The organism is Dyella ginsengisoli LA-4, assembly GCF_000334915.1.
In the GTDB taxonomy this organism is placed as follows: Bacteria; Pseudomonadota; Gammaproteobacteria; order Xanthomonadales; family Rhodanobacteraceae; genus Dyella_A; species Dyella_A ginsengisoli_A.
In genome coordinates, this window is the sequence record NZ_AMSF01000015.1 from 46910 (window position 1) to 73362 (window position 26453).

General features: G+C 68.3%; 26 protein-coding genes. 6 read left to right on the forward strand and 20 right to left on the reverse strand.

Annotated features, from left to right (window positions below):
- The first annotated feature begins 47 nt into the window (after positions 1–47).
- The gene (locus C693_RS0102900; RefSeq protein WP_017460751.1) at positions 48–734 is read left to right on the forward strand and encodes a glutathione S-transferase family protein; all 687 of its coding nucleotides are present in this window, start codon (positions 48–50) and stop codon (positions 732–734) included.
- A gap of 12 nt (positions 735–746) precedes the next feature.
- On the opposite strand, the gene C693_RS0102905 is transcribed toward C693_RS0102900, so the two are convergent.
- The 8 genes from C693_RS0102905 to C693_RS0102940 are packed head-to-tail and all read right to left on the reverse strand — an operon-like array spanning position 747 to position 7617.
- Entirely contained in the window at positions 747–1103 is a 357-nt protein-coding gene (locus C693_RS0102905) for a hypothetical protein (RefSeq protein WP_017460752.1), read from the reverse strand.
- Positions 1100–2365 carry a molybdopterin molybdotransferase MoeA gene (locus tag C693_RS0102910; protein ID WP_017460753.1) on the reverse strand — a complete coding sequence of 422 codons (1266 nt, stop codon included), beginning with the start codon at positions 2363–2365 and terminating at the stop codon, positions 1100–1102. Before C693_RS0102910 ends, C693_RS0102905 begins: the two co-directional genes overlap by 4 nt.
- Before the next feature lie 22 nt (positions 2366–2387).
- Positions 2388–4025, reverse strand: coding sequence for a ThiF family adenylyltransferase (locus C693_RS0102915; RefSeq protein ID WP_017460754.1), 1638 nt, complete (start codon positions 4023–4025; stop codon positions 2388–2390).
- Positions 4022–4264 carry a MoaD/ThiS family protein gene (locus C693_RS0102920; protein ID WP_017460755.1) on the reverse strand — a complete coding sequence of 81 codons (243 nt, stop codon included), beginning with the start codon at positions 4262–4264 and terminating at the stop codon, positions 4022–4024. Before C693_RS0102920 ends, C693_RS0102915 begins: the two co-directional genes overlap by 4 nt.
- Complete coding sequence (locus C693_RS0102925) at positions 4261–4851, reverse strand: NTP transferase domain-containing protein (protein WP_017460756.1); 591 nt, start codon at positions 4849–4851, stop codon at positions 4261–4263. Before C693_RS0102925 ends, C693_RS0102920 begins: the two co-directional genes overlap by 4 nt.
- On the reverse strand, positions 4848–5339 hold the full coding sequence (gene moaC / locus C693_RS0102930; RefSeq protein WP_017460757.1) for a cyclic pyranopterin monophosphate synthase MoaC: 492 nt from the start codon (positions 5337–5339) through the stop codon (positions 4848–4850). The genes C693_RS0102925 and moaC overlap by 4 nt, the downstream gene beginning before the upstream one ends.
- A gap of 18 nt (positions 5340–5357) precedes the next feature.
- Positions 5358–6410: a GTP 3',8-cyclase MoaA gene (gene moaA / locus C693_RS0102935; protein ID WP_017460758.1), complete on the reverse strand. Its 1053-nt coding sequence runs from the start codon at positions 6408–6410 to the stop codon at positions 5358–5360.
- 1 nt (position 6411) lies between these two features.
- Positions 6412–7617 carry a molybdopterin molybdotransferase MoeA gene (locus tag C693_RS0102940; RefSeq protein WP_017460759.1) on the reverse strand — a complete coding sequence of 402 codons (1206 nt, stop codon included), beginning with the start codon at positions 7615–7617 and terminating at the stop codon, positions 6412–6414.
- Positions 7618–7843: 226 nt separating this feature from the next.
- Between C693_RS0102940 and fdhD the strand changes: the two genes are divergently transcribed.
- Complete coding sequence (gene fdhD / locus C693_RS0102945) at positions 7844–8680, forward strand: formate dehydrogenase accessory sulfurtransferase FdhD (protein WP_017460760.1); 837 nt, start codon at positions 7844–7846, stop codon at positions 8678–8680.
- Positions 8677–9504: an NAD-dependent protein deacetylase gene (locus C693_RS0102950; RefSeq protein ID WP_017460761.1), complete on the forward strand. Its 828-nt coding sequence runs from the start codon at positions 8677–8679 to the stop codon at positions 9502–9504. The genes fdhD and C693_RS0102950 overlap by 4 nt, the downstream gene beginning before the upstream one ends.
- 12 nt (positions 9505–9516) lie before the next feature.
- Here the strand turns inward: C693_RS0102950 and C693_RS0102955 are convergent, their stop codons facing one another.
- From C693_RS0102955 to folD, 5 genes are all read right to left on the reverse strand, one after another.
- Entirely contained in the window at positions 9517–10386 is an 870-nt protein-coding gene (locus C693_RS0102955; protein ID WP_043598398.1) for a fumarylacetoacetate hydrolase family protein, read from the reverse strand.
- 132 nt (positions 10387–10518) lie between these two features.
- Positions 10519–11007 carry a tRNA adenosine(34) deaminase TadA gene (tadA, locus tag C693_RS0102960; protein ID WP_017460763.1) on the reverse strand — a complete coding sequence of 163 codons (489 nt, stop codon included), beginning with the start codon at positions 11005–11007 and terminating at the stop codon, positions 10519–10521.
- A 169-nt stretch (positions 11008–11176) separates the two neighbouring features.
- Positions 11177–12757, reverse strand: a complete 1581-nt coding sequence (gene guaA / locus C693_RS0102965; RefSeq protein ID WP_017460764.1) for a glutamine-hydrolyzing GMP synthase — start codon at positions 12755–12757, stop codon at positions 11177–11179.
- Between the two features lie 183 nt (positions 12758–12940).
- A complete protein-coding gene (gene guaB, locus C693_RS0102970; protein ID WP_017460765.1) occupies positions 12941–14398 on the reverse strand; it encodes an IMP dehydrogenase in 1458 nt (485 codons plus the stop codon).
- A 96-nt stretch (positions 14399–14494) separates the two neighbouring features.
- The gene (gene folD, locus C693_RS0102975) at positions 14495–15364 is read right to left on the reverse strand and encodes a bifunctional methylenetetrahydrofolate dehydrogenase/methenyltetrahydrofolate cyclohydrolase FolD (RefSeq protein WP_017460766.1); all 870 of its coding nucleotides are present in this window, start codon (positions 15362–15364) and stop codon (positions 14495–14497) included.
- Positions 15365–15436: 72 nt separating this feature from the next.
- On the opposite strand from folD, the gene C693_RS0102980 reads away from it, so the two are divergent.
- The gene (locus C693_RS0102980; protein WP_017460767.1) at positions 15437–16000 is read left to right on the forward strand and encodes a GNAT family N-acetyltransferase; all 564 of its coding nucleotides are present in this window, start codon (positions 15437–15439) and stop codon (positions 15998–16000) included.
- 173 nt (positions 16001–16173) lie between these two features.
- On the opposite strand, the gene der is transcribed toward C693_RS0102980, so the two are convergent.
- The 7 genes from der to ndk form a co-directional block, all read right to left on the reverse strand.
- Positions 16174–17571: a ribosome biogenesis GTPase Der gene (der, locus tag C693_RS0102985; protein WP_017460768.1), complete on the reverse strand. Its 1398-nt coding sequence runs from the start codon at positions 17569–17571 to the stop codon at positions 16174–16176.
- A gap of 186 nt (positions 17572–17757) precedes the next feature.
- On the reverse strand, positions 17758–18969 hold the full coding sequence (gene bamB / locus C693_RS0102990; RefSeq protein WP_017460769.1) for an outer membrane protein assembly factor BamB: 1212 nt from the start codon (positions 18967–18969) through the stop codon (positions 17758–17760).
- Complete coding sequence (locus C693_RS0102995) at positions 18966–19616, reverse strand: YfgM family protein (RefSeq protein ID WP_017460770.1); 651 nt, start codon at positions 19614–19616, stop codon at positions 18966–18968. The genes bamB and C693_RS0102995 overlap by 4 nt, the downstream gene beginning before the upstream one ends.
- Before the next feature lie 165 nt (positions 19617–19781).
- Entirely contained in the window at positions 19782–20765 is a 984-nt protein-coding gene (locus tag C693_RS0103000) for a helix-turn-helix domain-containing protein (protein ID WP_241762620.1), read from the reverse strand.
- Complete coding sequence (pilW, locus tag C693_RS0103005; protein ID WP_026107136.1) at positions 20762–21556, reverse strand: type IV pilus biogenesis/stability protein PilW; 795 nt, start codon at positions 21554–21556, stop codon at positions 20762–20764. The genes C693_RS0103000 and pilW overlap by 4 nt, the downstream gene beginning before the upstream one ends.
- Positions 21546–22703: a 23S rRNA (adenine(2503)-C(2))-methyltransferase RlmN gene (rlmN, locus tag C693_RS0103010; protein WP_017460773.1), complete on the reverse strand. Its 1158-nt coding sequence runs from the start codon at positions 22701–22703 to the stop codon at positions 21546–21548. Before rlmN ends, pilW begins: the two co-directional genes overlap by 11 nt.
- 3 nt (positions 22704–22706) lie before the next feature.
- Positions 22707–23132, reverse strand: a complete 426-nt coding sequence (ndk, locus tag C693_RS0103015; RefSeq protein WP_017460774.1) for a nucleoside-diphosphate kinase — start codon at positions 23130–23132, stop codon at positions 22707–22709.
- Positions 23133–23366: 234 nt separating this feature from the next.
- Here ndk and C693_RS0103020 point away from each other — a divergent pair, with 234 nt between their 5' ends.
- Positions 23367–23981, forward strand: a complete 615-nt coding sequence (locus tag C693_RS0103020) for a TetR/AcrR family transcriptional regulator (protein WP_017460775.1) — start codon at positions 23367–23369, stop codon at positions 23979–23981.
- Between the two features lie 80 nt (positions 23982–24061).
- On the forward strand, positions 24062–26449 hold the full coding sequence (locus C693_RS0103025) for a 3-hydroxyacyl-CoA dehydrogenase/enoyl-CoA hydratase family protein (protein WP_017460776.1): 2388 nt from the start codon (positions 24062–24064) through the stop codon (positions 26447–26449).
- Positions 26450–26453: the final 4 nt, after the last annotated feature.

Consider the following 26453-nt stretch of genomic DNA (forward strand, 5'->3'; position numbering starts at 1 on the left):
TCGGAACGAATAAACTGGACTTTCCCCGCCCAAGGAGGACGCCCCCAGTGATCAGGCTCTACTACCACCCGTCTCCCAACCCGGCCAAGGTCGCGCTGTTCCTCGAGGAGACAGGCCTGCCCTACGAGCTGGTGCCGGTGGACACCCGCAGGGGCGACCAGCATGCCGACGGTTTCACGGCGCTCAACCCGAACGCCAAGGTGCCGGTGCTGGTCGATGGCGAGGCCACCGTGTTCGACTCCAACGCGATCCTGCTCTACCTGGCGGAGAAGACCGGCCGTTTCCTGCCACCGGACACCCCGGCCGATCGTGCCGCGATGCTGTCGTGGCTGATGTTCGTGGCCACCGGCATCGGCCCGTATTCCGGCCAGTGCGTGCATTTCCGCCACTACGCGCCGGAGCCGAAGGCCTATGCGCTGAACCGCTACGACTTCGAGGCGTGGCGGCACTGGAAGATCCTCGACGCGCACCTGGCCGACCGGGCGTGGATGCTCGGTGGGGAGTACACCCTCGTCGACATGGCGGTATGGGGCTGGGCCGGCCGCGTGCCCTACATCCTGGGCGACGGCGCGTGGGACGCCCTGCCCCACGTCAAGCGACTGTTCGACACCATCCAGGCGCGGCCGGCCGCGCAGCGCGCCGAGGCGCTGAAGGAGCGGCACGCGTTCAAGCCCGTGGTGGACGAGGACGCGCGCAGGGTGCTGTTTCCGCAGAATGCGCGACTGGCCGGCTGAGGCACGACCCGCTCAGCCGCCCTCGCGCGAGGCCTTGAGTCGACGGGCGCTGTCGCGCACGTCGACGTCGAAGCGCACCTGCAGCGCGTGTTCCGGCATGCCTGCCGCAAGCTCGAAATGCAGACCGTCGCGAGTGGGCAGGCGTCCCGCCAGCTCGCGTACCGGCGTGTCGGGCAGCGCCAGCGTCCAGCGCGAGGCCGCCCCCTCCAGCGTGGCCAGCTCGCCGCCGTGCAGGCGAACCGCGCCGTGCAGATGAAAGCGTCCCGCGGCATGACTCTCGAGCTCCACCTGCCCACCGGCGAGCAGGTGTCGCAGCTCGTCCTCGTCGATGCGCACGCGCCACTGCTGGCCTTCCCACTGCAGCTTCATGCCCTGCCTCCCGCGGGTTCCGGCCCGATGGCCAGCCCCGTCTCCGGATCGAGCGAGGCCACCTGCACCACGCGACCGGGCGCGCAGTCACCGGCGTCCTCGTCCAGCACCACCCAGCCGTCGGCGGCGGCAAAAGGGACAATGCGGAACGGCTGCTGCTGCGGCATGACCCGCGCATGCAGGCGACCGTCCGCGCCGAGGTGGAAATTCGCGCGCAGGAAATGCTGCAGCCCGGCCTTCGGCTGCTGCGGCGTGTCGAGCACGGCATGCAGGACCGTCTCGGGACCGAGCCCGAGCATGGCCCGCAGCACCGGCGTCACGAAAAAGCGCAGGCCGGCGGCTACCGCCATCGGCGTGCCAGGCAGCGCCATCACCAGCGGCCCGTCCGGCACGCTCGCTGCGAGCAGGGGCTTGCCCGGCCGCATCGCCACCTTGTGGAACAGCACCTCCGCACCGAGCCGGCGCAGCGCCTCGGGCACGAAGTCGTACCGCCCCATCGATACCGCCCCGGTGCTGACCACGAGGTCCACGCCGATCGACCGCGCCCGCTCGAGGGCATGGACGTAGGTGTCGGTGGTGTCGTCCACCACCTCGCAGGTGACCACCTCCGCGCCTGCCCGAACGAGCGTGGCGGCGAGGTACGGAGCGTTGGAGCTGTAGATCTGGCTGTCTCCCAGCACCCGCGCCGGATCGGTGACCAGTTCCTTGCCCGTGCCGATCACCGCGACGCGCGGACGACGCACCACGGCCAGTTCGCGCACGCCGGCAGCGGCGAGCAGCATCAGTTGCGCCGGACCGATGCGCACGCCGGCAGCCAGCGCCACGGCTCCGAGCGCCAGGTCGACGCCGGCATGGCGCACGTTCTGCCCTTCGCCGAGCGCATCGAGCAGGCGGATGCGCGTGGGACGTCCGTCGGGCGCGGCGGCCAGCAGCTCGGTGCGCTCCACCGCCACCACCGCATCGAGCCCGTCGGGCAGCCGCGCACCGGTCATGATTTCCCAGACGCCACCGGCCGCGTGGCGCACCGCGTCGCCGGCAGCCTGCGAGCCGTGCACGACATGCTCGCTGCCCGGCTCCAGCGGTTCCGGTGCGGCCAGCGCGTAGCCGTCCATCGCGGCGTGGTCGAACGAAGGCAGCGCGATCGGGCTGGTGACGTCGGCCGCCAGCACCCGGCCAAGCGCGGCGGGAGGAGTGCAGGACTCGGCCGGCCGCGGCGATACGCAGGCCAGCAGACGGGCGATGGCCTCGTCGTAGCGGATCATCGCGTCACGCTCCGGCCTGCGCTCACGCAGGCGCCAGCGCGGCGATGCCGCCGGCCAGCGACCAGGCGTCCACGCCCTGCTCGCGCAGCAGCCGGGCGGCATGCGCGCTGCGCCGGCCGCTGGCGCAGACCAGCAGCACCGGTCGCTCCAGGTGCACCAGCGCGTAGGCGGAGATCTCGCCCGAGGGCACGCGCAGCGAGGTGACGTGCAGCGGCGTGGCGTCGATCTCATCAGCCTCGCGCACATCGACGATGGCGTACCCCGCGTGCACGGCCTCTTCCAGTCGTTCGAAGTGCCGCTCCAGCTCGCCCTCGGCATGGGTGCGTTCCAGCGCCCTGCGCGCCACCGCGACGCAGCCGCCGTGCAGTGCGCAGCCGCGGCTGGCGTCGATCGGCAGTCGCTGGCTGGTACCGTCGAGCAGGTTGACCAGCTGCAGCGCATGGTCGGCCGGTTGCGGCAGGCCCAGCAGCAGCTTCAGCGCCTCCATCGCCTGCATCGTCCCGAGTACGCCCGGCACCGGACCGAGCACGCCGGATTCGACGCAGCTGCCGGCCAGCGCCGGCGCGGGCGGATCCGGCCACAGGCAGCGCAGGCAGGGTTCGCCGGGTTCGGCGGTCACCACCTGCAGCTGGCCCTCGTACTGGTACACGCTGGCCAGCACCAGCGGCGTCGAGGTGAGGACCGCCGCGTCGTTGGCGAGGTAGCGGCTGGCCAGGTCGTCGGTGCACTCGACCACCAGGTCGTAGCCGGCGAACACGTCGGTGATGTCGCCCGCGTGCAGCGGCTGTTCGTAGGTGACGACCTCGACCGACGGATTGAGCCGGGCCACGCGACGGGCGGCGAGATCGACCTTGCGCTGGCCGATGTCGCGGGCGTCGTACATCACCTGGCGATGCAGGTTGCTGGCGTCCAGCACGTCGCCGTCGACGATGCCCAGCGTGCCGACGCCGGCACCGGCCAGGTAGCTGATCACCGGTACGCCGAGTCCGCCGGCGCCGATCACCAGCACGCGGGCATTGGCCAGCTTGCGCTGGCCGTCCTCGCCGACCTCGCGCAGGCGGACCTGGCGCGAGTAGTCCGGCGCGAAGCCCTTTTGCTCGTCACCCCAGCGAACGCTGGGGTCCAGCGACTCCCGGGTAACGGCTTGCCGGCACTGGGTCCCAGCTTTCGCTGGGACGACGGCATGAGGGTGATGGTGGTGGCCGTGCGCGTGCGGCGGCTCCATCTCGTGTGCCCGCTCGGTGTGCGAGCAGGCGACCCAGGCGTGGTCGCCTTCGAGGTAGTGCTCCTTCTTCCAGATCGGCAGGCGGTGCTTGATCTCGTCAATGATGTAGCGGCAGGCGCGGAACGCCTCGTCGCGGTGCGGTGCGGACACACCGATCCACACGGCGAGGTCGCCGATGGCCAGGTTGCCGACGCGGTGTACGGCGCTGGCGGCCAGCACGCCGTAGCGCTCGGTCGCCTCGGCCAGGACCCGCTCGCCTTCGGCGATCGCCAGCTCCGTGTAGGCCTCGTATTCCAGCCCGCTGACTTCGCGGCCCTCGTTGTTGTTGCGCACCCAGCCCTCGAACGCGCAGAAGCCGCCGCTGCCCGGGTGCTTCAGCGCCTCCCGCTGGGCGGCCAGGTCGACCGGCGCGGCGGTGAGCTCGAAGCGGTTCATCCGCCGGCCACCGGCGGGATGAAGACCACGGTGTCGCCCTCGGAGAGCAGGCGGTTCCAGTCGGAGAACTGGGTGTTCACCGCCACCTTCAGCGCGTCGATCGGCAGCGAGAAACCGTGTCGCGCCTGCAGCTCGGCGTAGAGGTCGCGCAGGGTGGATGCGGCGGTGTTCACCTGCTCGCTGCTGGCGCCGGCCTGTTCGCGCAGCTGCGCGTAGTACTGCAGGGTCACGCGGGTCACGACTGCCGCTCCAGTTGATATTGCATCCGGACGAATTCCTCGGGGGTGTTGACGTTGTCCAGCGCCTCGCCGGGCGCCGGCAGCAGCAGGACGTCGCCCTGGATCAGCGCCTTGCGCGGGCAGTAGCTGCCGGCGTCGAAACGCTGCCTGAGGCGGGTGTGGCTGGACGGCTCCCAGATCGCGCACAGCGGCTCGGGCAGGTCGTCGAAGCGGCTGGTGAAGGCGGTAGCTTCCTTCGCGGGATCGCGCCGGGCCAGCAGCGTGCGCAGCGTGGCCTCGTCCAGCCGCGGCAGGTCGCAGGCGATCACCAGCCAGGCGGCATCCGGATGGGCGTCCTGGGCGGAAAGGATGCCGGCGACCGGACCGATCGCGTCGTAGCTGTCGACCAGCTGCGGCAGCTGCGCGCGCAGCGGATCGTCGCGCTGCGTCTCGCGCACCGAGACGAAGGCCTTCTCGGTCACCGCCGACAACGCGCGCCAGGCGCGCAGCAATTGTGGCTCGCCGGCGTAGTCGAGCTGCGCCTTGTCGCGCTGCATGCGCTGGCTGGCGCCGCCGGAGAGCAACAGACCGTAGACGGGGGCGCTCATGCCGGTTCCCCGCGATAGTCGAGGTCGCTCTTGCCGCCGGTCTTGCGCAGCAGGCGCACCTCGCGGATGACGATGTCGTGCGACATCGCCTTGCACATGTCGTAGAGAGTGAGCGCGGCGATGCTGGCGCCAGTGAGCGCCTCCATCTCCACGCCGGTGCGCCCTTCGCAGGACACGGTGCAGACGATGCGTGCCACTTCGCCGTCCATCGCAATGTCGATGTGGCACTTGTCCAGCGCCAGCGGATGGCACAGCGGAATGAGCTGCGAGGTGGCCTTGGCGCCCATCACGCCGGCGAGGTTGGCCACGGTGAGCACCGCGCCCTTGGGCGTGACGTAGCCGGCGCCGTGCAGCTGTGCGGCGACCTCGGCCGGAAACACCACCTCGGCCTGCGCCTGGGCGGTGCGCCGGGTCACCGCCTTGCCGCCCACGTCGACCATCTGCGGTCGCTGGGCATCGTCGAGGTGGGAGAGCTTGCTCGTGGTCATGGGATTCCGTCGGGCGGCTCAACCGCCGATGTAATGCATTTCGATCTTCGGACGCGAGCGCTGGCGGCGTTCCTCGCGCTCCTCGCTGTAGCGGTCGGCGCGGTGCAGCCAGACCTGGCGCAGCCGCTCGCGCAGCGCGTCGTCGCTGCTGCCGTCGCGCAGCGGCGCGCGCAGGTCGGTGCCCTGCACCGCGAACAGGCAGGTGTAGAGCGTGCCCTCGGACGACAGCCGCGCGCGCGAGCAGCCGCCGCAGAACGGCTGGCTGACCGAGGAGATGGTGCCGATCTCGCCCTGCCCGTCGCGGAAGCGGAAGCGCGTGGCCACCTCGCCCGGATACTTCGCCGGCAGCGCATCCAGCGGCCAGCGCGCATCGATCGCGGCGATCAGCTCGGCCGAGGGCACTACCGCCTCGCGGTTCCAGTCGTTGCGGTTGCCGACATCCATGTATTCGATCAGCCGCGGCACGATGCCGGTACCGCGGAAGCGTCCGACCAGGTCGAGCACGGTGTGTTCGTTGACGCCCCGCTGCACCACGGTGTTGAGCTTGACGCCCTGCGGAAAGCCGGCGGCCTGCGCCGCCTCGATGCCGGCCAGCACCTCGTCCAGCGCGCCGCGACCGCCGCTCATGCGGTGGAACAGCGCCGGATCGAGCGTGTCCAGGCTGACCGTCACCCGGTCCAGCCCGGCCTCGCGCAAGGCGTCCACATGACGCGCCAGCAGCACGCCGTTGGTGGTCATCGCCAGGTCGGCGATGCCCGGAATGCCGCGCAGCCGCGCGACCAGCTCGGCCAGCTTCGGGCGCAGCAGCGGCTCGCCGCCGGTCAGGCGCAGCTTGCTGACACCCAGCTCGGCCGCCAGTCGGGCGATGCGCTCGATCTCGTCGAAACTCAGCCGCTCGTCGTTGCCGAGGAAGCGGTAGTGCTCGCCGTAGGTCGACTCCGGCATGCAGTACGGGCAGCGGAAGTTGCAGCGGTCCATCACCGAGATGCGCAGGTCGTGCAGCGGCCGGCCACGGGTGTCGCGCGGCGGCGCCTCGGCAGCAATCTCGGTGTGGGTGTGCGGATCGGTCATGTCACCAGCGATACAGGGAAACCAGTGTGCCGGCCGCGGCCGGCGTGCCGGAGGGCGGCAACTCGACCACGCCGTCGGTATGCGGCAGCCCGGAGAAATCCCCCGACGTGGGCACCGGCACCGGCGTGGCGAGCACGCGACCGGAGTCGTCATGATGCACCCGCACCGGTATGAAACAGGTGAGCATGGGACTGCCGGCCGCCGGTGACGCCAGCACCGCTTTCCCGGCATCGCCCACGGGCAGCCCGATGGCCTGTTCCAGTGCCGGAAGCAGATAGCGCAAGGCGCACACCAGCGCCGACACCGGATTGCCGGGCAACGCGAAAACCATCTGCTGCTGCGGCCCGATACCGAACCACATCGGCTTGCCGGGCCGCTGGGCGATCCGGTGCAGCACCTGTTCCACGCCCAGGCTGCGCAGTGCTTCGGGCACGAAATCGCGCTGCCCGACCGACACGCCACCGGACAGCACCAGCACCTGGTGGGAGGCGAGCAGGCCCGAGAGCACCTGCGTGGTGGCAGCCAGATCGTCCGGTACGCGGGTCAGCAGGACATCGTCGAAGCCGCGACCGCGCAACGCCGCCGCCAGGGCCCGGTCGTTGGAGCGGCGGATCTGGCCTTCGGCCAGGGGCCGCTGGTCGACCTCGGCCAGTTCGTCGCCGGTGGCGACGATGGCCACGGCCGGTACGCGCGCCACCTCGACCCGGTCCATGCCGTTGGCCGCGAGTACCGCCAGTTCGGGTGCCCGCAGCCGCATGCCTGGAGCGAGCAGCTCGTCGCCCTCCCGGCAATCCGACCCCTGCGGATGGATGAACTGGCGTGGCTGAGGCTGCCACGCCGCAACCAGTTCGACCCGCTCGCCGTCGCGCCGGCACTGCTCGATCGGCACCACGCAATCGCAGCCGGCCGGCAGCACCGCGCCGGTGGTCACCTCGATGCATCCGGATGGATCGTCCAGCGATTGTCCGCGCATGCCGGCCAGCTGGCGCCCGCGCACGGTAAAGACCCGGCGCGAGCCGTCCCCCAGGGCGATGGCCACGCCATCCATCATCACGCGATCGAACGGGGGCTGGTCGCGCTCGGCGCACACGGCCTGCCGCAGCACACGGCCGGCCGCCTGGTCGATCGATACCTGCTCGGTGCCGAAGGGCGGGAGGCTCGCGCGGATGCGCTGCTCGGCTTCGTTGACGGGAATGAGCTCGCTCATGGAATGGAACAACCTTGGTCTTGCGCGACGGCGACGCCTGCCGCGTCAACCCGCACGATCATGGAACCGGGGGTGGGCTTTGACAACCGCGCCCAAGGTCGAAAATACGGACGCGCGGCGGTCATGGATGGGCGTTCGCCGACGAGGCGTGTGCGGTTACGTCGGCCGGCCCGATGACGGATGCGGCGCCGATGTCCGGACACCCCCGGGTCGCTATGATGCGCCGATGGCCTGCCCACCTCCGACCAGCCCGCCCACCCCGCCGCCCGGCTGCGCATCCCGCCGGATCGAGCGCTGGCGCCAGGGCACGGTTGAAACCGTCGACGACTGGGTCGCCGAGGAGCATCCGGTCGCGATGGCCTGCAACGGCGTCGCCTTCGCGGTGATGATGGCCACGCCGTGTGACCTGGAGGATTTCGCGCTGGGCTTTGCGCTCAGCGAAGGGCTCGTCGACGAGCCGGCGCAGTTGCTGGGGACCGAGATCCGCCCGCTTCTCGAAGGCACGCAACTGGCGATGACCCTGCGAGAGGATGCCCACGGCGCCCACCTCGATCCGGCGGACGACCGGCTGCTCCCGGGACGTAGCGGCTGCGGCATCTGCGGCACCCGCCAGCTCGAGAACGCCGTGCGCCAGCAGGCGCCGGTGCACAGCGATCTGCGGATCACCCACGCCGCACTCGAACGGGCGCTCGACACGCTGCGCCAACGCCAGCCGATCACGGCACTCACCGGTGCGGTGCATGCCGCCGGCTGGGCCAGCGCCGATGGCGAGCTGGTGCTGGTGCGGGAGGACGTGGGCCGGCACAACGCCCTGGACAAGCTGATCGGCGCCCTGCACCGCACCGGCCGGGACCCCGCCGCGGGCTTCGCCGTGGTCACCAGCCGCGCCAGCTACGAGATGGCGAGCAAGACCGCCAGTGCCGGCATCGGCCTGCTGGCCGCGATCTCCGCCCCCACGGCGCTGGCGATCGAATTGGCGCGCAGCGCGGGGCTCACCCTGGTCGGCTTCGCCCGTCCGGGCAGCCACAACATCTATACCCATCCGGAGCGCCTGCAGGCATGAATGCCGCGATCCAGCCTGACCTCGATACCCGGCTGCGCGACTTCGTCGAAGCGCACCCGCGGCTGTTCGTGCTGACCGGCGCGGGGATCAGCACCGATTCGGGCATCCCCGACTACCGCGACCGCGCCGGCCAGTGGAAACGCACGCCGCCGGTCACCTACCAGGCCTTCATGCACGAGACGGCGACGCGGCAGAGATACTGGGCACGCAGCCTGGTCGGCTGGCGTCGCTTCGGACGCGCCGAGCCGAATGCAGCCCACCGCGCGCTGGTCACGCTGGAGCGTCGCGGCCAGGTGCAACTGCTGGTGACGCAGAACGTGGACCGCCTGCACCAGCGCGCCGGCAACGAACGTGTGGTGGACCTGCATGGCCGACTGGACGAAGTCCGCTGCATGGCCTGCGACTGGCGCCAGCCGCGCGAGGTCTTCCAGCACGCGCTGGTGGAGCGGAATCCGGATTTCGCCGTGCTCGACGCCGCCGACGCACCCGACGGCGACGCGGACCTGGAAGGCCACGACTTCGGCCGCTTCGACGTACCTCCCTGCCCGGTGTGCAGCGGCATCGTGAAGCCGGACGTGGTGTTCTTCGGCGAAAACGTCCCGCGCGATCGCGTGGCCGCAGCCATCGATGCCTGCCAGGCGGCCGACGCCGTGCTGGTGGTCGGCTCCTCGCTGATGGTGTTTTCCGGTTACCGCTTCGTGGCGGCAGCAGCCAAGGCCGGCAAGCCGATCGCCACGGTGAACCTCGGCGTGACCCGCGCCGATCCGCTGGTCACGCTGAAGATCGATGCTCCGTGCGTCGAGGCGCTGTCGTTCCTGCGCTGAGTCCGGCCGGACTCAGAACACGTCGTTGACCAGCCGACCGACGCCTTCGATCTCGATGGCGATCTCGTCGCCGCGCTGCAGGAAGCGTGGCGGCCGGAAGCCGACACCCGCACCTTCCGGGGTACCGGTGGCGATGATGTCGCCGGGCTGCAGGGTGATGCCCGCGGAAATCGTCTCGATCAGGGTCGGGATGTCGAAGATCAGGTCGCGGGTATTGGCGTTCTGTCGCAGCTCGCCGTTGACCCAGCAGCGGATGTCCAGTGCCGAGGCATCCAGCTCGTCGGCGGTCACCAGTACCGGCCCCATCGGACAGAAGGTGTCGAAGGACTTGCCCAGAAACCACTGGCCGTGGCGTTGCTGCCAGTCGCGCGCCGTGATGTCGTTGACGATGGTATAGCCGAATACGTGGGACATCGCCTGCGCCCGCGTGATCCCCCGTCCGCCGCGCCCGATCACGACGGCGAGCTCGGCCTCGTAGTCGAGCGCATCACTGAGCCCTTCGGGATAGTGGATGCTGTCGCGATTGCCGATCACTGCGCTGGGCAACTTGGAAAACACCACCGGATGCGGCGGGATGGCCGTGCACGATGCCGTGTCGAAGCCGCTGTCTGCGAACTCCTGCGCATGCTTGCGGTAGTTCTTGCCCACGCAGAACAGGTTGCGCGGTGGCCGCTGGATCGGTGCCAGCAGATCGACCTCCGCCCGCGCGAGCATCGGCCGCATCACGCTGGGCGTGGCCGATTCCAGCCCATCGCGGATGAGCACGAGCATGTCGGCTATGGGCGTGCCATCGATCTGGTCGAGGGGACGGATCCGTGTCGCATCGGCGTCGGTGATGCCGACGCCGGTCATTCCATGATGGAGATAGGTAACGAGTCGCATGACACTCTCGGACGACGGGACGGCGCGCACTCATCGGTCGCCACGGCGGCAGGAAGTGAGCATTGCGTCACATTCTAGCCGGGATAGGCCGGTGATGGCCGGCGCACCTGCGGCACCGGGCATCGGCTCCGGTCAGCGCCTGGCCCGAAAGAAATTGCGCAGCAGCTCGGACGACAGCTCCGCCAGCAGCCCACCCTGCACGTCGATCCGGTGGTTGTGCCGCGGATCGATCAGGGTATCGAACACGCTGCCCGCCGCCCCGGTCTTCGGGTCGCTCGCGGCATAGACCACCCGGCCGATGCGGGCATGCACCAGCGCCATCGCGCACATCGAGCACGGCTCGAGCGTGACGTACAGCGTCGCGCCCGGCAGGCGGTAGTTCTGCTGCTTCTCGCCCGCGGCGCGCAACGCCATGATCTCCGCGTGCGCGGTGGGATCGTGCAGGGTGATGTTGCGGTTCCAGCCGAGGCCGAGGATCTGCCCGTCGTGCACCAGCACGGCCCCCACCGGCACCTCGTCTTCCGCATCACGGGCATGCTCGGCCAGCTGCAGGGCGCGGCGCATGAAGCGCTCGTCTTCGTCGGTGAACGCCGGCGTGGCGGGCGCGATGTCGTCGGTCATGCCTGGCGGGTCGGTGGTCGATGGGAGCGGCATTCTAGCGGGAGCGCTTCACGCCAACCGCGACGGGCGTCCCTGTACGACGCCGATCGCGCGCTGCCAATAAATAGAATGGATTCAATGGCTTGAAGCAACATCCTGAGAAGTGCCGGACACATGCCCGGCAAAAACCTCATTCCCACTCAATGGTTGCGGGCGGCTTGCCACTGATGTCATAGACAACACGAGAAACACCACGCAACTCATTGATAATCCTGTTTGAGCAGCGACCAAGAAAGTCGTACGGCAAGTGCGCCCAGTGCGCGGTCATGAAGTCGATGGTTTCCACCGCGCGCAGTGCGATCACCCACTCGTAAGCCCTGGCGTCGCCGACCACGCCGACCGACTTCACCGGCAGGAACACCGCGAACGCCTGGCTGACGCGGTCGTACAGGTCGGCCTTGCGCAGCTCCTCGATGAAGATCGCGTCGGCCCGGGCCAGCAGCTCGGCGTACTCGCGCTTCACCTCGCCGAGGATGCGCACGCCCAGGCCGGGGCCCGGGAACGGATGGCGGTAGACCATCTCGCGCGGCAGGCCGAGCTCGACGCCGATGCGGCGCACCTCGTCCTTGAACAGCTCTCGCAGCGGCTCGACCAGGCCGAGCTTCATGTCTTCCGGCAGGCCACCGACGTTGTGGTGGCTCTTGATCACGTGCGCCTTGCCGGTCTTGCTGCCGGCCGACTCGATCACGTCGGGGTAGATCGTGCCCTGCGCCAGCCACTTCACGTGGCCGTTGCCGGCCTGGGTGACCTTGGTCGATTCCTCGTCGAAGATCTCCACGAACAGGCGACCGATGATCTTGCGCTTGGCCTCGGGATCGGCCACGCCCTCCAGCGCCTGGAAGTAGCGGTCGGCCGCGTTCACCCGGATCACCTTCACGCCCATGTGCTCGGCCATGGTGGCCATCACCTGGTCGCCTTCCTGGAAGCGCAGCAGGCCGGTGTCGACGAACACGCAGGTGAGCTGGTCGCCGATCGCCCGGTGCAGCAGCGCAGCCACCACCGAGGAATCCACGCCGCCGGACAGGCCAAGCAGCACGTGGTCGTCGCCCACCTGCTCGCGCACGCGGGCGATCTGGTCCTCGATGATGTGGGCGGCGGTCCACAGCGTCTGGCAGCCGCAGATCTCGGTGACGAAGCGCTTCAGCAGCGCGGTGCCCTGCTTGGTGTGGGTCACTTCCGGGTGGAACTGCACGCCGTACCAGCGCTTGGCCTCGTTCTCCATCACGGCGACCGGGATGCGGTCGGTGGTACCGGTGACGACGAAGCCGGGCGGCGCCTGGGCGACGTGGTCGCCGTGGCTCATCCACACGTCCAGGCGATGGCTGCCGGCATGGTCGCTCAGGCCGTCGAACAGGCGGCTGGTGGGTGCGATGTCCACCTCGGCGTGGCCGAACTCGCGCGCATCGGCCGCCTCGGTGGCGCCGCCCAGCTGCGCGGCCAGCGTCTGCATGCCGTAGCAGATGCCGAGGATCGGCAGGTCGGCGTCGAACACTTCCTGCGGCGCCTTCGGCGCGCCTTCCAGCGTGGTCGACTCCGGACCGCCGGACAGGATGATGCCCCTGGCACCGAACTTAGCGATCTCCGCCGGGTCGTGGTCCCAGGCCCAGATCTCGCAGTAGACGCCGATCTCGCGCACGCGGCGGGCGATCAGCTGGGTGTACTGCGCACCGAAGTCGAGGATGAGGATCTTGTCGCTATGGATGTCGGTCATGGCTTGCTGCTCCCGATTCCCGACTCAGCCCTGCAGCTCCCTCTCCCCCGGCCACGCCGGGGGAGAGGGTTGGGGTGAGGGGGCGCGTTGGCTTTATGGATGGGCAAAGGCCAAGGCGAAAAACCTCCCCCTCACCCAGCCCTCTCCCCCGGTCTGCGCCCGGGGGAGAGGGCTAGAAGATCATCACGAATTCAGCCGGTAATTCGGCGCTTCCTTGGTGATCTGGATGTCATGCGGATGCGCCTCGGTGACGCCGGCGCCGGTCACCCGCACGAACTGCGCGTTGGCGCGCACGTCCTCGACCGTCGCGGCACCGAGATAACCCATCGAGGCGCGCAGGCCGCCGATCAGCTGGTGGATGATGTTGCGCAGCGGACCACGGTACGGCACGCGACCCTCGATGCCTTCCGGCACCAGCTTGTCGGCGTCCGCCTCGTCCTGGAAGTAGCGGTCCTTGGAACCCAGCGCCATGGCGCCGAGCGAACCCATGCCACGGTAGCTCTTGTAGGAACGGCCCTGGAACAGCTCGACCTCGCCCGGCGATTCCTCGGTGCCGGCGAACATCGAGCCGAGCATCACGCTGGACGCGCCGGCGGCCAGCGCCTTGGGGATGTCGCCGGAGTAGCGGATGCCGCCGTCGGCGATCAGCGGGATCTCGTCCTTCAGCGCGGTGGCGACCATGTCGATCGCGGTGATCTGCGGCACGCCGACACCGGCGACCACGCGGGTGGTGCAGATCGAGCCCGGGCCCACGCCGACCTTGACCGCGTCCACGCCGGCATCGAGCAGCGCACGCGCCGCTTCGCCGGTGACGATGTTGCCGGCGATCACCTGCACCTTCGGGTAGTGCTTCTTGACCCACGCCGCGCGCTCGATCACACCCTGCGAATGGCCATGGGCGGTATCGACCACCAGCACGTCCACGCCGGCGTCGACCAGCATCGCCACGCGTTGCTCGGTGTCGCCGCCGACGCCGACCGCGGCACCGACCAGCAGCGCCTCGTTGCGGTCCTTGGCGGCATTGGGGTTGTCGCGCGCCTTCTGGATGTCCTTCACGGTGATCAGGCCGCGCAGCTGGAAGTCGTCGTTGACCACCAGCACCTTCTCGATGCGGTGCCTGTGCAGCAGCTGCAGCACCTCGTCCTGGCTGGCGCCTTCCTTCACCGTGACCAGCTTGTCCTGGCGGGTCATGATGTTGCGCACCGGGTCGTCGTGCTTGCGCTCGAAGCGCATGTCGCGGCTGGTGACGATGCCGACCAGCTTCTCGCCCTCCACCACCGGCACGCCGGAGATGTTGTGGGCGCGGGTCAGGCGCTGCACCTCGCCGATGGAGGTATCCGGGCCGACGCTGAAGGGGTTGCGGATGACGCCGGCCTCGAACTTCTTCACCAGGCGCACTTCGGCGGCCTGCTGCTCGGCGGTCATGTTCTTGTGGATGATGCCGATGCCGCCGCACTGGGCCATGGTGATGGCGAGGCGGGCTTCGGTGACCGTGTCCATGGCAGCGGACACGATGGGGATGTTCAGGCGCAGGTCGCGGGTAAGCCGGGTGGACGTGTCCACATCGCGCGGCAGGACGGCCGAGTGGGCCGGAACGAGATAGACGTCGTCGTAGGTCAGGGCCTCGGCGAGGATGCGCATGGAAAGGGTTCCCGGCAAAGAGGGAATTATACGCACCCGCCCTGCCCCTTGCCAGATGTTGCAGTGCGGTCGGATGTCGCCCGCAAGGGAGTGTGTTCAGCCGGTGGCGCGGGCCGCGTCGCGCGCCTCGGCGGCCTCGAGGGTGTTCTCCATCAGCGTGGCGACGGTCATCGGCCCGACCCCGCCCGGCACCGGGGTGATCCAGCTCGCACGCTCGGCGGCCGGCGCGAACTCCACGTCGCCCACCAGCCGGCCGTCGTCCAGACGGTTGATGCCGACATCAACCACCACGGCGCCGGGTTTGATCCACTCGCCCTTGACCAGGCCGGGCTTGCCGACCGCGACGATGATGATGTCCGCCTGCCGCACGTGGCTTTCCAGGTCCTTGGTGAAGCGATGGCAGCAGGTGGTGGTGCAGCCGGCGATCAGCAGTTCGAGCGCCAGCGGCCGGCCGACGTGGTTGGAGACGCCGACCACCACCGCGTGCTGGCCGCGCACCGGCCGGTCGGTATGCCCGAGCAGGGTCATCACGCCCTTCGGCGTGCACGGACGCAGCCCGAAACGGCGCAGCGCGAGCCGGCCCACGTTGATCGCCTGGAAGCCGTCGACGTCCTTGGACGGATCGATGCGGTCGACCAGCGCGTCCTCGTCGATGTGGGAAGGCAGCGGGGACTGCACCAGGATGCCGTGCACCTCGGGGGCGGCGTTGAGCTTGTCGATGAGCGCGAACAGCTCGTCCTGGGTCACGCTGGACGGCAGGTCGAAGTCGAACGAGCGGAAGCCGACCTGGTGGCAGGCCTTGCGCTTGTTGCGCACGTAGACCGAGGAGGCCGCATCGTCGCCGACCAGCACGACGGCCAGGCCGGGCGCGCCCAGTCCCTTGCCCATGCGCTCCTCGACGCGGCGCCCGATGCGCTCGAGCAGTTCCTGGGCGATGCGTTTGCCGTCGAGAATGCGTGCGCTCATGCGGGGGTATGCCAGTCGGAAAAGACGCTTATTATCGGTTGCCGCCGCGGCTACGCACAAACGGAATTCGCCATGCCCGCCCCTTGCGACACGGAAATCGTCGATGGCCCCCTGCTGCTGCGCCCGTGGCAACCGGACGATGCTCGCGCGCTGGAGGCGGCGGTCGTCGAGTCGATCGACAGCCTCGGTCGCTGGCTGCCCTGGTGCCGTGCCGGCTACGACCTCGCCGCAGCACAGGACTGGGTCCGCCGCTGCGAGCAGGGCTGGGCGGAGGGGGAGCATTTCGCGTTCGGCATCTTCGACCGGACCCACCAGCGGCTGCTCGGCAGCGTTGGCCTGAACCAGCGCAACCTCCTGCACCGCAGTGCCAACCTGGGTTACTGGGTGCGCCAGTCGGAACAGCGGCATGGCGTGGCGGCGAAGGCCGTGCAGCTGGTCGCGCGATTCGGCTTCCGGCAGCTGGCGCTGCAGCGCATCGAGATCGTCGCGTTGCCCGACAACCAGGCCAGCCGGCGCACCGCCGAGCGCGCCGGTGCACGGTTCGAGGCGGTTGCCCGTCGTCGGATATGGGATGGCGAGCAGGCGAGGGACGGGGCGGTGTATGCGCTGGTCCCCGAGGATCTGGAGCAGGCGTGAGCCGCGCCGGCGTCACCGGGCCCGAGGATCCCGATCAACCCCCTGCCCCCTGCGACACCGCCCGACCATCGCCGACTCGTTACGGCACGTGGAAGGAAGCGGGCATAGGAGCATGCCGACCTGCCGCGCCACCACGACGCGCCACGACGGACGGCCTGTGGCGGACGCCTGGCCTACTTGCGCCGCTTCATCTCGCGGATCATGCGCTGGCGCTTGCGCAGCTGGCCCTCGGTGAGGACGTTCTTCTTGCCGGCATAGGGGTTCTCGCCATCGCGGAACTCGATGCGGATCGGCGTGCCCTCGATCTTGAAGCGCTTGCGGAAGAAGCCTTCGAGATAGCGACGATAGGCCGGTGCGATGTGCTTGGTGCGGCTGCCATGGATGACGATGGTCGGCGGGTTGCTGCCGCCCGGATGGGCAAAGCGCAGCTTTGGCGCGTGCCCGCGCACCAGCGGCGGCTGGTAGCTCTCGTAGGCCTTTTCCAGCGCGCGGGTGAGCTCGGACGAGCCGAGCTCGCGGGTGGCCCCGGCGTGCGCACGCACGATGGCGCGCATCAGCTCGCGCAGGCCCGAGCCGTGCAGCGCCGAGATGAACACGGTCTTGGCCCATTCCACGAATACCAGCCGGCGCTCCAGCGCCCGCTGACACTGCTCGCGCTGGTACGCGTCCATGCCGTCCCACTTGTTGACGGCAATGACCAGCGCGCGGCCCTCGTCGATGGCATGGCCGATCAGGGTCAGGTCCTGATCGGCGAGGTTTTCGCGCGCGTCGATCATCACCACCACCACCTGGGCGGCGGCCATCGACTGCAGCGTCTTGATCACGCTGAACTTCTCCACCGCCTCCTCGACGCGTGCCTTGCGGCGCACGCCGGCGGTGTCGATGAGGGTGTAGCGCCTGCCGTCGCGTTCCAGCGGGACGCGGATGGGATCGCGGGTGGTGCCGGCCACGTCGGAGACGATCAGGCGGTCTTCGCCGAGCAACCGGTTGATCAGGGTCGACTTGCCGGCGTTGGGCCGGCCGACGATCGCCACGCGGATGCTGCCGTCGTCGTCCGGCGCGACCGCCTCGTCCGCGTCCTCGGGCAGCAGCGGACGGATCGCATCGACCAGGTCCTCGGTGCCGCGGTTGTGCGCGGCCGAGGCCGGCAGCGTGGCGGCCAGCCCGAATACCGAGAACTCGGCCATCGCCGTGGCCAGATCCAGTCCGTCGGTCTTGTTGACCAGCACGATGATCGGCTTGCCGCTGCGGCGCAGCTCGCCAAGAATCACGTGGTCCTGCGCCAGCAGGCCGTCGCGCGCATCCACCACGAACACCAGCACCTGCGCTTCCTCGATCGCCAGACGCACCTGCCTGGCGGTGAGCACGTCCAGCGCTTCCTCGGTCCCCGACAGGCCGCCGGTATCGACCACGACGAACGGCCGGTCGCCCAGGCGGCAGACGCCGTAATGCCGGTCGCGGGTGACGCCGGGCATGTCCGCCACCAGCGCGTCGCGGCTGCGGGTGAGGACATTGAAGAGGGTCGACTTGCCGACGTTCGGACGGCCGACCAGTGCAACGACGGGAAGCATGATAGGAAACCAGGAGTTGGGTGACGGCGCTCGTGACCAGCCGCACCGGCAAGGGTGCGACGCGGGAGCGTCGGCAGTGTAAGGCAATAAGGTCGGCGACACCGGCCCTCATCGCAAAAACGGGCGCCGCACCAAGGCGACGCCCGTCAGGAAGTTGCCCCGGGCACCCGAAGTGCCCGGTTCGACTCAGTTGGCGGACAGACGATAGGCGCCGATGTGGCCCTTGATGTCTTCCACGTAGACCATGTCGCCCACGACTACCGGCTGGGCACGGATCGGCTTTTTCGAGAGACGCTCGCGGGCCGCCAGCGCGCCATCGCCGGTCTGCAGCCAATGCACGTAACCCTCGACGTCACCGACCACCACGTAGCTACCCTGCACCGCGGGGCTGCTCAGCCAGCGATACTTCAGCGCGTCATTCTTCCACTGGTCGGCGCCGCCACTGCGGTCGAAGGCCCACACCTGCGACTGGTCGTTCACCGCAAAGACCATGTTGCCGGCCACCGCGGGCGAGCCGTAGCTGGAGAACTGCCGACTCCACAGCGGGCGGCCGCTGGGGCCGTCGATGGCCACCAGGTTGCCGTGGTAGGCGGTACCAAACAGGGTGGTGCCGTCGAGCACGACTGCGCCGTCGGCATCATCCAGACGCTCGATATCGGTGCGGCCCTCGCCGCTGGCCAGCGACTGCTCCCAGAGCTTCTCGCCGTTGTCCATGCGCAGTGCGACCAGCTTGCCGTCGTCGCTGCCGAAGAACACCACGCCGTTGGCCGCCAGCAGCGGACCGTTACCGCGCACGCTGAGCAGCGGCACGTTGCCCTGGTCGTAGACCCAGCGACGGTCGCCGCTGGCGCGGTCCAGGGCATAGACCCGACCGTCCTGGGTGCGTACCAGCACGAGGTCGCCGACGATCACCGGCTGAGTAATCACTTCCGACTTGAGGTCGGCCTCCCAGCGCGGCGACCCGTCCTTGGAGCTCAGGCCGTAGACATGACCATCCAGCGTACCGACCGCCAGCAGGTCGCCATCCACGGCCGGGCCACCGGCGTACAGGGCATCCTTGCGGTGCTTGTCGCCCCAGCCGAACCAGCCGTGGGTGCTCGACTTCTTCGACCAGAGCTTCTTGCCGGTGGCGGCGTCGAAAGCGGCCAGCTCGCCATCGGTGCTGGCAGCGTAGAGCACGCCATCGACCACCAGCGGCCCCATCCTCACGCCGGTCACGCCGGCTCCGTCACCCACCCGCGCACTCCACACCTTGGCCACCTTGACGGTGGGGGTGAAGTCCTTCGCCAGCGGGGTCGGCGGCTCGATGTTGTCCTTCTTCTTGTTGTGGCAGCCGGCCAGGGCCACCAGGGAAGACATCGCGATCAGCCAAACAAACTTCTTGAAAACCGGTTTCATGCACCCTGCTTCCCGGCCGCAGCCAGATCGTCAATTTTCAGCTGCAGGGCATCACGCAACGGCGAGTCCCCGCTCATGGCCGACAAGGCAGTCTGGTAGGACTTGCGCGCATCGTCGACCCGACCAAGCTTGACCAGCACATCACCCCGTAGTTCCGAAGCCAGGCCGGCGTACTGCTTGTCGCCGAGCTGATCGAGCGTGGCCAGGGCGTCCTTGTCCTTGCCCTGGGCGAACTGGACCTGGGCCATGCGCAGGCGCATCAGGGACTTCAGGGCGGGCTGCTCGGCATGAGCGATCGCCCAGTCGAGCGAGGCGGCTGCCTTGTCGAACTGCTTCGACTCCGCCAGATGACGAGCACGCTCGCTGGTGGCGAACACCGCATAGCTCGACTTGTCGTAATCCTTCTGCAACTGCTCGGTGAGCTGGTCGGCGACCGCCTGGTTGCCCACGTTCTCGGCCGCCTGGACCTGCTGGTAGATCGCGGCCGCCGCTGCGCGATTGCTGGCCTGGTGGTTGCGCCACTGCTGCCACCCGAAGATGCCGACCAGACCGATCGCGATGCCTACCGCGATGGATACGCCGTTCTCGCGCAGCCATTTCTGTACACGTTCGCTCTGCTCGTAGTCGTCGTATGCGTCGAATGCCATGCAATCACCGTTGAAAACGCCAGCTGCCGCCTGGACCAGGTCGGCAGCAGCTCGTCAGTTGAGACACCGGCGCGCCTCGGCGCGCGCGGACAAAGGGCAAGAATAACCGAAACCGCAGCCGCCGCGCCCGGCATGGCAGGCGCGACCGGGTCGGCAGGTGGCGCCTCAGGCGCCGGCGGGAACGGCCTTGCCGTCCTGAATCTGGATGCGGAAGTGGGCGACGTTCGCCCGGCGATAGGGATCGAGAGACAGCGACTTGCCATCCACGCTCACGGAGGCTCCCCCCGCATTGCCCAGGCGTATCTCCAGGGGCGCCGCGCTGTGGTAGGTGCGGCGCGTGCCGGCAGGAAGCAGGCCATATTCCAGGCGGGTACCGTCCTCCGACGTGATCTCGACCCAGCTCGCGTCGGTCAGGGCAAGCGTCAGGACATGCCCTCCCTGCCCTGCATCGCCGGTTGCCGGGACCACCGGCGTCGCCGGCTTGACTGCGTCGGTGGTGATGTTGGGGACCATCGACGCAAGCAGAGGCTGCTCGTCCTCGCTCTTCACCGTCGCAACGGCCGCCGAGGCTGCGGTGGGCGTTTGTCCCGTCACCGAACTGCGTGACGCCTGAATCTCCTGCTGCGCCACGGGGGACGCATCGAGCGGGGCGAGATGGGCGATATCGCGACTGAGGGTGCCCCGGATGCCCAGCCATACGACCGGAACCACGATCACGGCAGTCAGCACCACATACGTTGCGGCCGTCGCGTAGCGCTCCAGCAGGTAGCGCGAGTGCGAGATGCCGCCGGTGGCCACCAGCTCGGGCTCGCTGCGGCGGCGGATACGCGACACCTCCGCCTGGATCAGCGTGTCCTCGATACCCAGATAACGGCCGTACTTGGTGATGTAACTGCCCAGATACACCCGGTAGTCGATGCCATCGTGACGGTCGTCCTCAAGCTGCCGCAACACGCGCGTCGGCAACTTCAGTTGCTGGCCGCAGGACTCGACGTCCAGTCCGCGCGACTGGCGGGCCGAGCGCAGGCGCTGGCCGAACGTGATCCCGGCGGCCTCCTCAGGCACGACATCCGGCTGGGCGCCGGCCTGGCTGGAGTACTCCGCTTCGGGTGAAGTCCGGTCTTGCATCGAGGGCGGGACAGAATTCATGGACGGGAGCTTTGATCGAGGCTGCGGGCCTGGTCCGAGTCCGGAAACTGGCTCACCAAGCGCTGGCGATACGACTGGGCAGCGTCCGTATTGCCCAAGCGGGATTCGATCTGTATGCCGAGCAGGTAGGCATCGGCCGTCGGATGACCCAGCGCATCGAAGCGCTGCAGGAAAGCCCTTGCGTGGAAGGCATCACCGGCCTTGTAGAGAGCGCTCGCCAGCTGGAACAGCGCCTCTGCATTGTTCGGGTTGCGCTGCAGCGCGTCGCGGAAGTCGTTCTCGGCGGCGGCCTCACGCCCCGCTTTGATCTGGCAGATGCCGGCGTTGGTCAGTGCAACGTCCGGTGTCTTGTAGAACGGGTCGGTAATTGCCTTGCGGAAATACGTTTCGGCCTCCACCGGCTTGCCGATGCGGCAAAGGAAGGCACCCAGATTGTTGTTCGGGCCGCCCCGGTCCGGCTGCAGTTCGACCGCCCGGCGATAGTGCTGCTCGGCGTGGACCATGTCGTTGATCTTTTCGTACACCACGGCGATCACGGTGTGCGCCGGCGCATAGTTCTCGTCGAACTGCAGCGCCAGGGTGAGCTTCTGCAATGCGGTCTGCAGATCGCCCGTCTCCAGGTAGTGCTGCCCCAGGTCGGTGTGGATGCGGGCGGCATCCTCGGCCTGGTCGGACTTGCTGGTCGTAGGAAGGTGATCCCCGGAACTGCCATCGCCAGAGCTGCCACCCACCGTGACACATCCGGACAGCAACGCACACAACAGCAACACGCTCCAACGATCAACCCGCATGGACAGCCCCCTGATCCAGACGTTTGAGAAATTCGGCCTGACGCCGCGTTCGATCCAGCACCTGCCCCTTCAGCTGCCCGCACGCGGCATCGATGTCATCGCCGCGGGTACGTCGCAGCATCGTGAGGATGCCAGCGTTGAGCAACTGCGTCTGGAAGGCACGGATCGTATCTGCGTCCGATCGTTCGAAACGCGTCCCGGGGAACGGATTGAACGGGATCAGATTGACCTTGCAGGTAGGCAGTTTGCGCATGAACCTGATCAGCTGGCGCGCGTGCTCCGGCTGGTCGTTCACCCCCTTCATGAGGGTGTATTCGAAGGTGATCGAGGTGCGCGGCTTGCGGGCGATCCAGCGCTGACAGGCCTCGGTGAGTTCGGCGATCGGATAGCGCTTGTTCAGCGGCACCAGCTCGGTGCGCAGCTCGTCGTTGGCCGCATGCAGCGACACCGCGAGCGATACGTCGATGGCCTCGGAGAGCTTGTCGATCATCGGCACGAGGCCAGCGGTCGACAGCGTGACGCGCTTGGACGCCAGGCCGAAGCCGAGGTCGTCGCGCATCAGGCTCATCGCCTTGACCACGTTGTCGAAGTTCAGCAGCGGCTCGCCCATGCCCATCATCACCACGTTGGTGATGCGCCGGTTCTGGTGGGTGATGTTGCCCAGGTACTTGGCCGCCACCCACATCTGGCCGATCACCTCGGCGGTGGACAGGTTGCGGTTGAAACCCTGCGTGGCGGTGGAGCAGAACTGGCAGTTCAGGCCGCAGCCGACCTGCGAGGACACGCACAGCGTGCCGCGGGTCGGCTCCGGGATGTACACCGCCTCGATGGCGTTGCCGCCATCCATGCCGAGCAACCACTTGTGGGTGCCGTCGGCAGCGCCCTTGTCGAACAGGGTCTTCGGCGGACCGACGTAGCACGTGGCCTCGAGCTTGGCGCGCAGCGCCTTGCCCACGTCGGTCATCTTGCCGAAGTCGCTCTCCAGGTGGTGGTAGATCCACTTCATCACCTGCTCGGCGCGATACGGTTTCTCGCCGATCTGCGTGAAGAAGTCACGCAGGCCCTGGCGATCGAAATCGAGCAGATTGACCTTTTCCCCGGCGTCGGCCGGGGCGGTCGGAATGGACACCACCTGGTTCACGGTCATGCCTCAGCGCGGAAAGACTTCCGTCTCGGCGAAGAAATAGGCGATCTCGTTGCGCGCGGTCTCGATCGCATCCGAGCCGTGCACGGCGTTGGCGTCGATCGACTCGGCGAAGTCGGCGCGGATCGTGCCCGGCTTGGCTTCCTTCGGGTTGGTCGCGCCCATCAGCTCGCGGTGCGCCAGCACGGCGTTCTCGCCCTGCAGCACGCTGATGACCACCGGACCGGAGATCATGAACTCGACCAGCGCATTGAAGAACGGACGCTCCTTGTGCACCGCATAGAAGCCCTCGGCCTCCTTGCGCGACAGGTGCTTCATCTTGGCGGCGACGATCTTCAAACCGGCCTTCTCGAAGCGGGCGTAGATCTCGCCGATGACGTTCTTGGCGACGGCGTCGGGCTTGATGATGGAAAGGGTGCGCTCGAGCGCCATACAGATGTGCTCCGGAAAACGGGGATAGGAAAGTTTCGTATATAGGCCGGAAAATCCGGCGCAAAGATGCCAAAACCGTCAAGGAATGAGGATTTAGCACAAGAAAGTTTGACAGATTCTAGCCTAATCGCAAGCCGGACCGCGCCGGCTGCAAACGTTCGTTTGACTGCCGGCGAGCCCCGCGCGTATGCTCAAACGATCGTTTGATTCTGCCGTGGGCGGTGGCTGTCTACCGTGAACAGTTCGACCTCGACCAAGGAACGCATCCTCACCGCCGCCGAGGCACTGTTCGCCCAGCGCGGATTCGACGGTGCCTCGTTGCGCCAGCTGACATCGGCAGCCGGGGTCAACCTGGCGGCAGTGAATTACCACTTCGGCTCGAAGGAAAAGCTGGTCGAGCAGGTGTTCAAGCGCCGCCTCGACGCGCTGAACCAGCACCGCCTCGCCGAGCTGGCGAAGGTCGCCGGCAAGCCCGCGACCCGGCTGGAAGACGTGCTGGCGGCCTACATACGGCCCGCACTGGAACTGTCCCACGAGGGCAACGGCTCGCTGTTCATGCGCGTGCTGGCGCGCGCCTTCGCCGAGCACGACGACACCTTGCGCCAGTTCCTGTCCGAGAACTACGGCCACGTGATGAAGCAGTTCACCGCCGAGTTCGCCCGCCTGCTGCCGCATCTGGACAGGGCCGAGCTCTACTGGCGCATCGACCTGGTGACCGGCGCCCTGACCCATGCGATGTCCGGCTTCGGCATGATCCAGCGCAAGGACGACGTCAGCGAGCAGCAGCACCGAGAGCAGACTGCCGCGCACCTGATCCGCTTCGCCGCCGCGGGCCTGAGCCACCCCTGACCCCTTTCACCGGATTGCCACGGCGGTCCGGTCCACTTGTCGTGTCCGAACCCCAATCGTTCGATCGTATGGAGAAGCCAATGACTGCTGCATCAACCTCCTCTGCCGCGCTTCGCATCCGCAAGGCCGCGGTGCTGGGCGCCGGTGTGATGGGCGCGCAGATCGCCGCCCACCTCACCAATGCCGGCGTCGAGACCGTGCTGTTCGACCTGCCCGCCAAGGAAGGTCCCAAGAGCGGCATCGCGATGAAGGCGATCGAGCACCTGAAGAAGCTCTCGCCTGCCCCGCTGGCCGACAAGAACCTGGCCGGCGCGATCATCCCGGCCAACTACGACGAGCACCTGGATCACCTGAAAGACGTCGACCTGGTGATCGAGGCGATCGCCGAGCGGATGGACTGGAAGCTGGACCTGTACCGCAAGATCGCGCCGCACGTCTCGGCCACCGCAGTGCTGGCGTCCAACACCTCCGGCCTGTCGATCAACGGCCTGGCCGAGGCGCTGCCGGAAGAGATGCGCCACCGCTTCACCGGCGTGCACTTCTTCAATCCGCCGCGCTACATGCACCTGGTGGAAGTGATCCCCACCCGCCTCACCGACCCGGCCGTGGTCGACGGCCTGGAAGCCTTCCTGACCACCACGGTCGGCAAGGGTGTGGTGATCGCCAAGGACACCCCGAACTTCATCGGCAACCGCATCGGCGTGTTCTCGATCCTCTCCACGATGTACCACACCGAGCAGTTCAAGCTCGGCTTCGATACGGTGGATGCGCTGACCGGCCCGGCGCTGGGCCGCCCGAAGAGCGCGACCTACCGCACCGCCGACGTGGTCGGCCTGGACACCATGGCTCATGTGATCAAGACCATGGCCGACACGCTGCCGGAAGATCCCTGGCACCAGTACTTCAAGGCGCCGGTGTGGCTGACCGCGCTGATCGAGAAGGGTGCGCTGGGCCAGAAGACCGGCGGCGGCTTCTACAAGAAGGCCGGCAAGGAGATCCAGGTGCTGGACCTGGCCAGCGAGGGTTTCCGCACCTCCGAGCAGAAGCCGTCCGACGAAGTCGCCGCCATCCTCGCGATCAAGGACCCGGCAGAGAAGTTCGGCAAGCTGCGCGCTTCGTCCGACCCGCAGGCACGGTTCCTGTGGGCGATCTTCCGCGACCTGTTCCACTACACCGCCTACCACCTGGCCGACATCGCCGACACCGCGCGTGACGTCGACTTCGCGATCCGCTGGGGCTACGGCTGGAAGCTCGGTCCGTTCGAGACCTGGCAGGCCGCCGGCTGGCAGCAGGTCGCCGGATGGATCGCCGAGGACATCGCCGCCGGCAAGACCATGAGCAGCGCCCCCCTGCCCGCCTGGGTCACCGACGGCCGCGCCGGCGTGCACGGCAAGGAAGGCTCATGGTCGGCCAGCGCCGGCCAGTACAAGCCGCGTTCGACCCACCCGGTCTATGCCCGCCAGCTGTTCCCCGATCCGATCCTGGGCGAGAAGTTCGACCAGGGCACCACGGTGTGGGAGAACGAGGGCGTGCGCCTGTGGACCCTGGGCGATGACGGTGTCGGCATCATCTCGTTCAAGACCAAGATGAACACGGTCAACGATTTCGTGCTCGACGGCGTGCAGCAGGCGATCAGGATCGCCGAAGAGAAGCTCAAGGCCGTGGTGATCTGGCAGACCGGCGAGCCGTTCTCCGCCGGCGCGGATCTCAAGGGTGCACTCGGCCTGCTGCAGGCCGGCAAGTTCGACGACTTCGAAAAGATGGTCGCCAACTTCCAGGCCACCAGCATGGCGATCAAGTACGCGCTGGTGCCGGTGGTATCCGCCGTGCGCGGCATGGCGTTCGGTGGCGGCTGCGAGTTCCAGATGCACTCGGCGCGCACGGTCGCGGCGCTGGAAAGCTACATCGGCCTGGTCGAGGCGGGCGTCGGCCTGCTGCCGGCCGGCGGTGGCCTGCACGAGCTGGCGGTGCGTGCGGCCAAGGCCAATCCGGCCGATCCGTTCGAGGAGCTGAAGAAGGTGTTCGAGACCATCGCCATGGCCAAGGTCTCCTCCAGCGCGCTGGAAGCGAAGGCGATGGGCCTGCTGCGCGACAGCGACGTGGTCGTGTTCAACCCCTACGAGCTGCTCTACGTGGCCAAGAAGGTCGCGCTCGGCATGGCCGAGGCCGGCTACCGCCCGTCGCTGCCGGCACGCGCCGTGCCGGTGGCCGGCGACGTCGGCACCGCCACCTTCAAGGCCTCGCTGGCCAACCTGCAGGAGGGCTACTTCGCCTCGCCGCACGACATCGAGATCGCCAGCCGCATCGCCGACTGCCTGTGCGGTGGCGCGATCGAGCGCGGCTCGGCCGTTGACGAAGCCTGGCTGCTCGCGCTGGAGCGCAAGCACTTCGTGGCCCTGGCCAAGATGGAGAAGACCCAGGCGCGCATCGCCCACACGATGAGCACCGGCAAGCCGTTGCGCAACTGACGAC

Coding starts and splice junctions, on each gene's coding strand:
- C693_RS0102905 (WP_017460752.1), bottom strand. CDS start 1,103: ATGAAGCTGCAGTGGGAAGGCCAGCAGTGGCGCGTGCGCATCGACGAG.
- C693_RS0102910 (WP_017460753.1), bottom strand. CDS start 2,365: ATGATCCGCTACGACGAGGCCATCGCCCGTCTGCTGGCCTGCGTATCG.
- C693_RS0102915 (WP_017460754.1), bottom strand. CDS start 4,025: ATGAACCGCTTCGAGCTCACCGCCGCGCCGGTCGACCTGGCCGCCCAG.
- C693_RS0102925 (WP_017460756.1), bottom strand. CDS start 4,851: ATGAGCGCCCCCGTCTACGGTCTGTTGCTCTCCGGCGGCGCCAGCCAG.
- moaC (WP_017460757.1), bottom strand. CDS start 5,339: ATGACCACGAGCAAGCTCTCCCACCTCGACGATGCCCAGCGACCGCAG.
- moaA (WP_017460758.1), bottom strand. CDS start 6,410: ATGACCGATCCGCACACCCACACCGAGATTGCTGCCGAGGCGCCGCCG.
- C693_RS0102940 (WP_017460759.1), bottom strand. CDS start 7,617: ATGAGCGAGCTCATTCCCGTCAACGAAGCCGAGCAGCGCATCCGCGCG.
- fdhD (WP_017460760.1), top strand. CDS start 7,844: ATGGCCTGCCCACCTCCGACCAGCCCGCCCACCCCGCCGCCCGGCTGC.
- C693_RS0102950 (WP_017460761.1), top strand. CDS start 8,677: ATGAATGCCGCGATCCAGCCTGACCTCGATACCCGGCTGCGCGACTTC.
- C693_RS0102955 (WP_043598398.1), bottom strand. CDS start 10,386: ATGCGACTCGTTACCTATCTCCATCATGGAATGACCGGCGTCGGCATC.
- tadA (WP_017460763.1), bottom strand. CDS start 11,007: ATGACCGACGACATCGCGCCCGCCACGCCGGCGTTCACCGACGAAGAC.
- guaA (WP_017460764.1), bottom strand. CDS start 12,757: ATGACCGACATCCATAGCGACAAGATCCTCATCCTCGACTTCGGTGCG.
- guaB (WP_017460765.1), bottom strand. CDS start 14,398: ATGCGCATCCTCGCCGAGGCCCTGACCTACGACGACGTCTATCTCGTT.
- folD (WP_017460766.1), bottom strand. CDS start 15,364: ATGAGCGCACGCATTCTCGACGGCAAACGCATCGCCCAGGAACTGCTC.
- C693_RS0102980 (WP_017460767.1), top strand. CDS start 15,437: ATGCCCGCCCCTTGCGACACGGAAATCGTCGATGGCCCCCTGCTGCTG.
- der (WP_017460768.1), bottom strand. CDS start 17,571: ATGCTTCCCGTCGTTGCACTGGTCGGCCGTCCGAACGTCGGCAAGTCG.
- bamB (WP_017460769.1), bottom strand. CDS start 18,969: ATGAAACCGGTTTTCAAGAAGTTTGTTTGGCTGATCGCGATGTCTTCC.
- C693_RS0102995 (WP_017460770.1), bottom strand. CDS start 19,616: ATGGCATTCGACGCATACGACGACTACGAGCAGAGCGAACGTGTACAG.
- C693_RS0103000 (WP_241762620.1), bottom strand. CDS start 20,765: ATGAATTCTGTCCCGCCCTCGATGCAAGACCGGACTTCACCCGAAGCG.
- pilW (WP_026107136.1), bottom strand. CDS start 21,556: ATGCGGGTTGATCGTTGGAGCGTGTTGCTGTTGTGTGCGTTGCTGTCC.
- rlmN (WP_017460773.1), bottom strand. CDS start 22,703: ATGACCGTGAACCAGGTGGTGTCCATTCCGACCGCCCCGGCCGACGCC.
- ndk (WP_017460774.1), bottom strand. CDS start 23,132: ATGGCGCTCGAGCGCACCCTTTCCATCATCAAGCCCGACGCCGTCGCC.
- C693_RS0103025 (WP_017460776.1), top strand. CDS start 24,062: ATGACTGCTGCATCAACCTCCTCTGCCGCGCTTCGCATCCGCAAGGCC.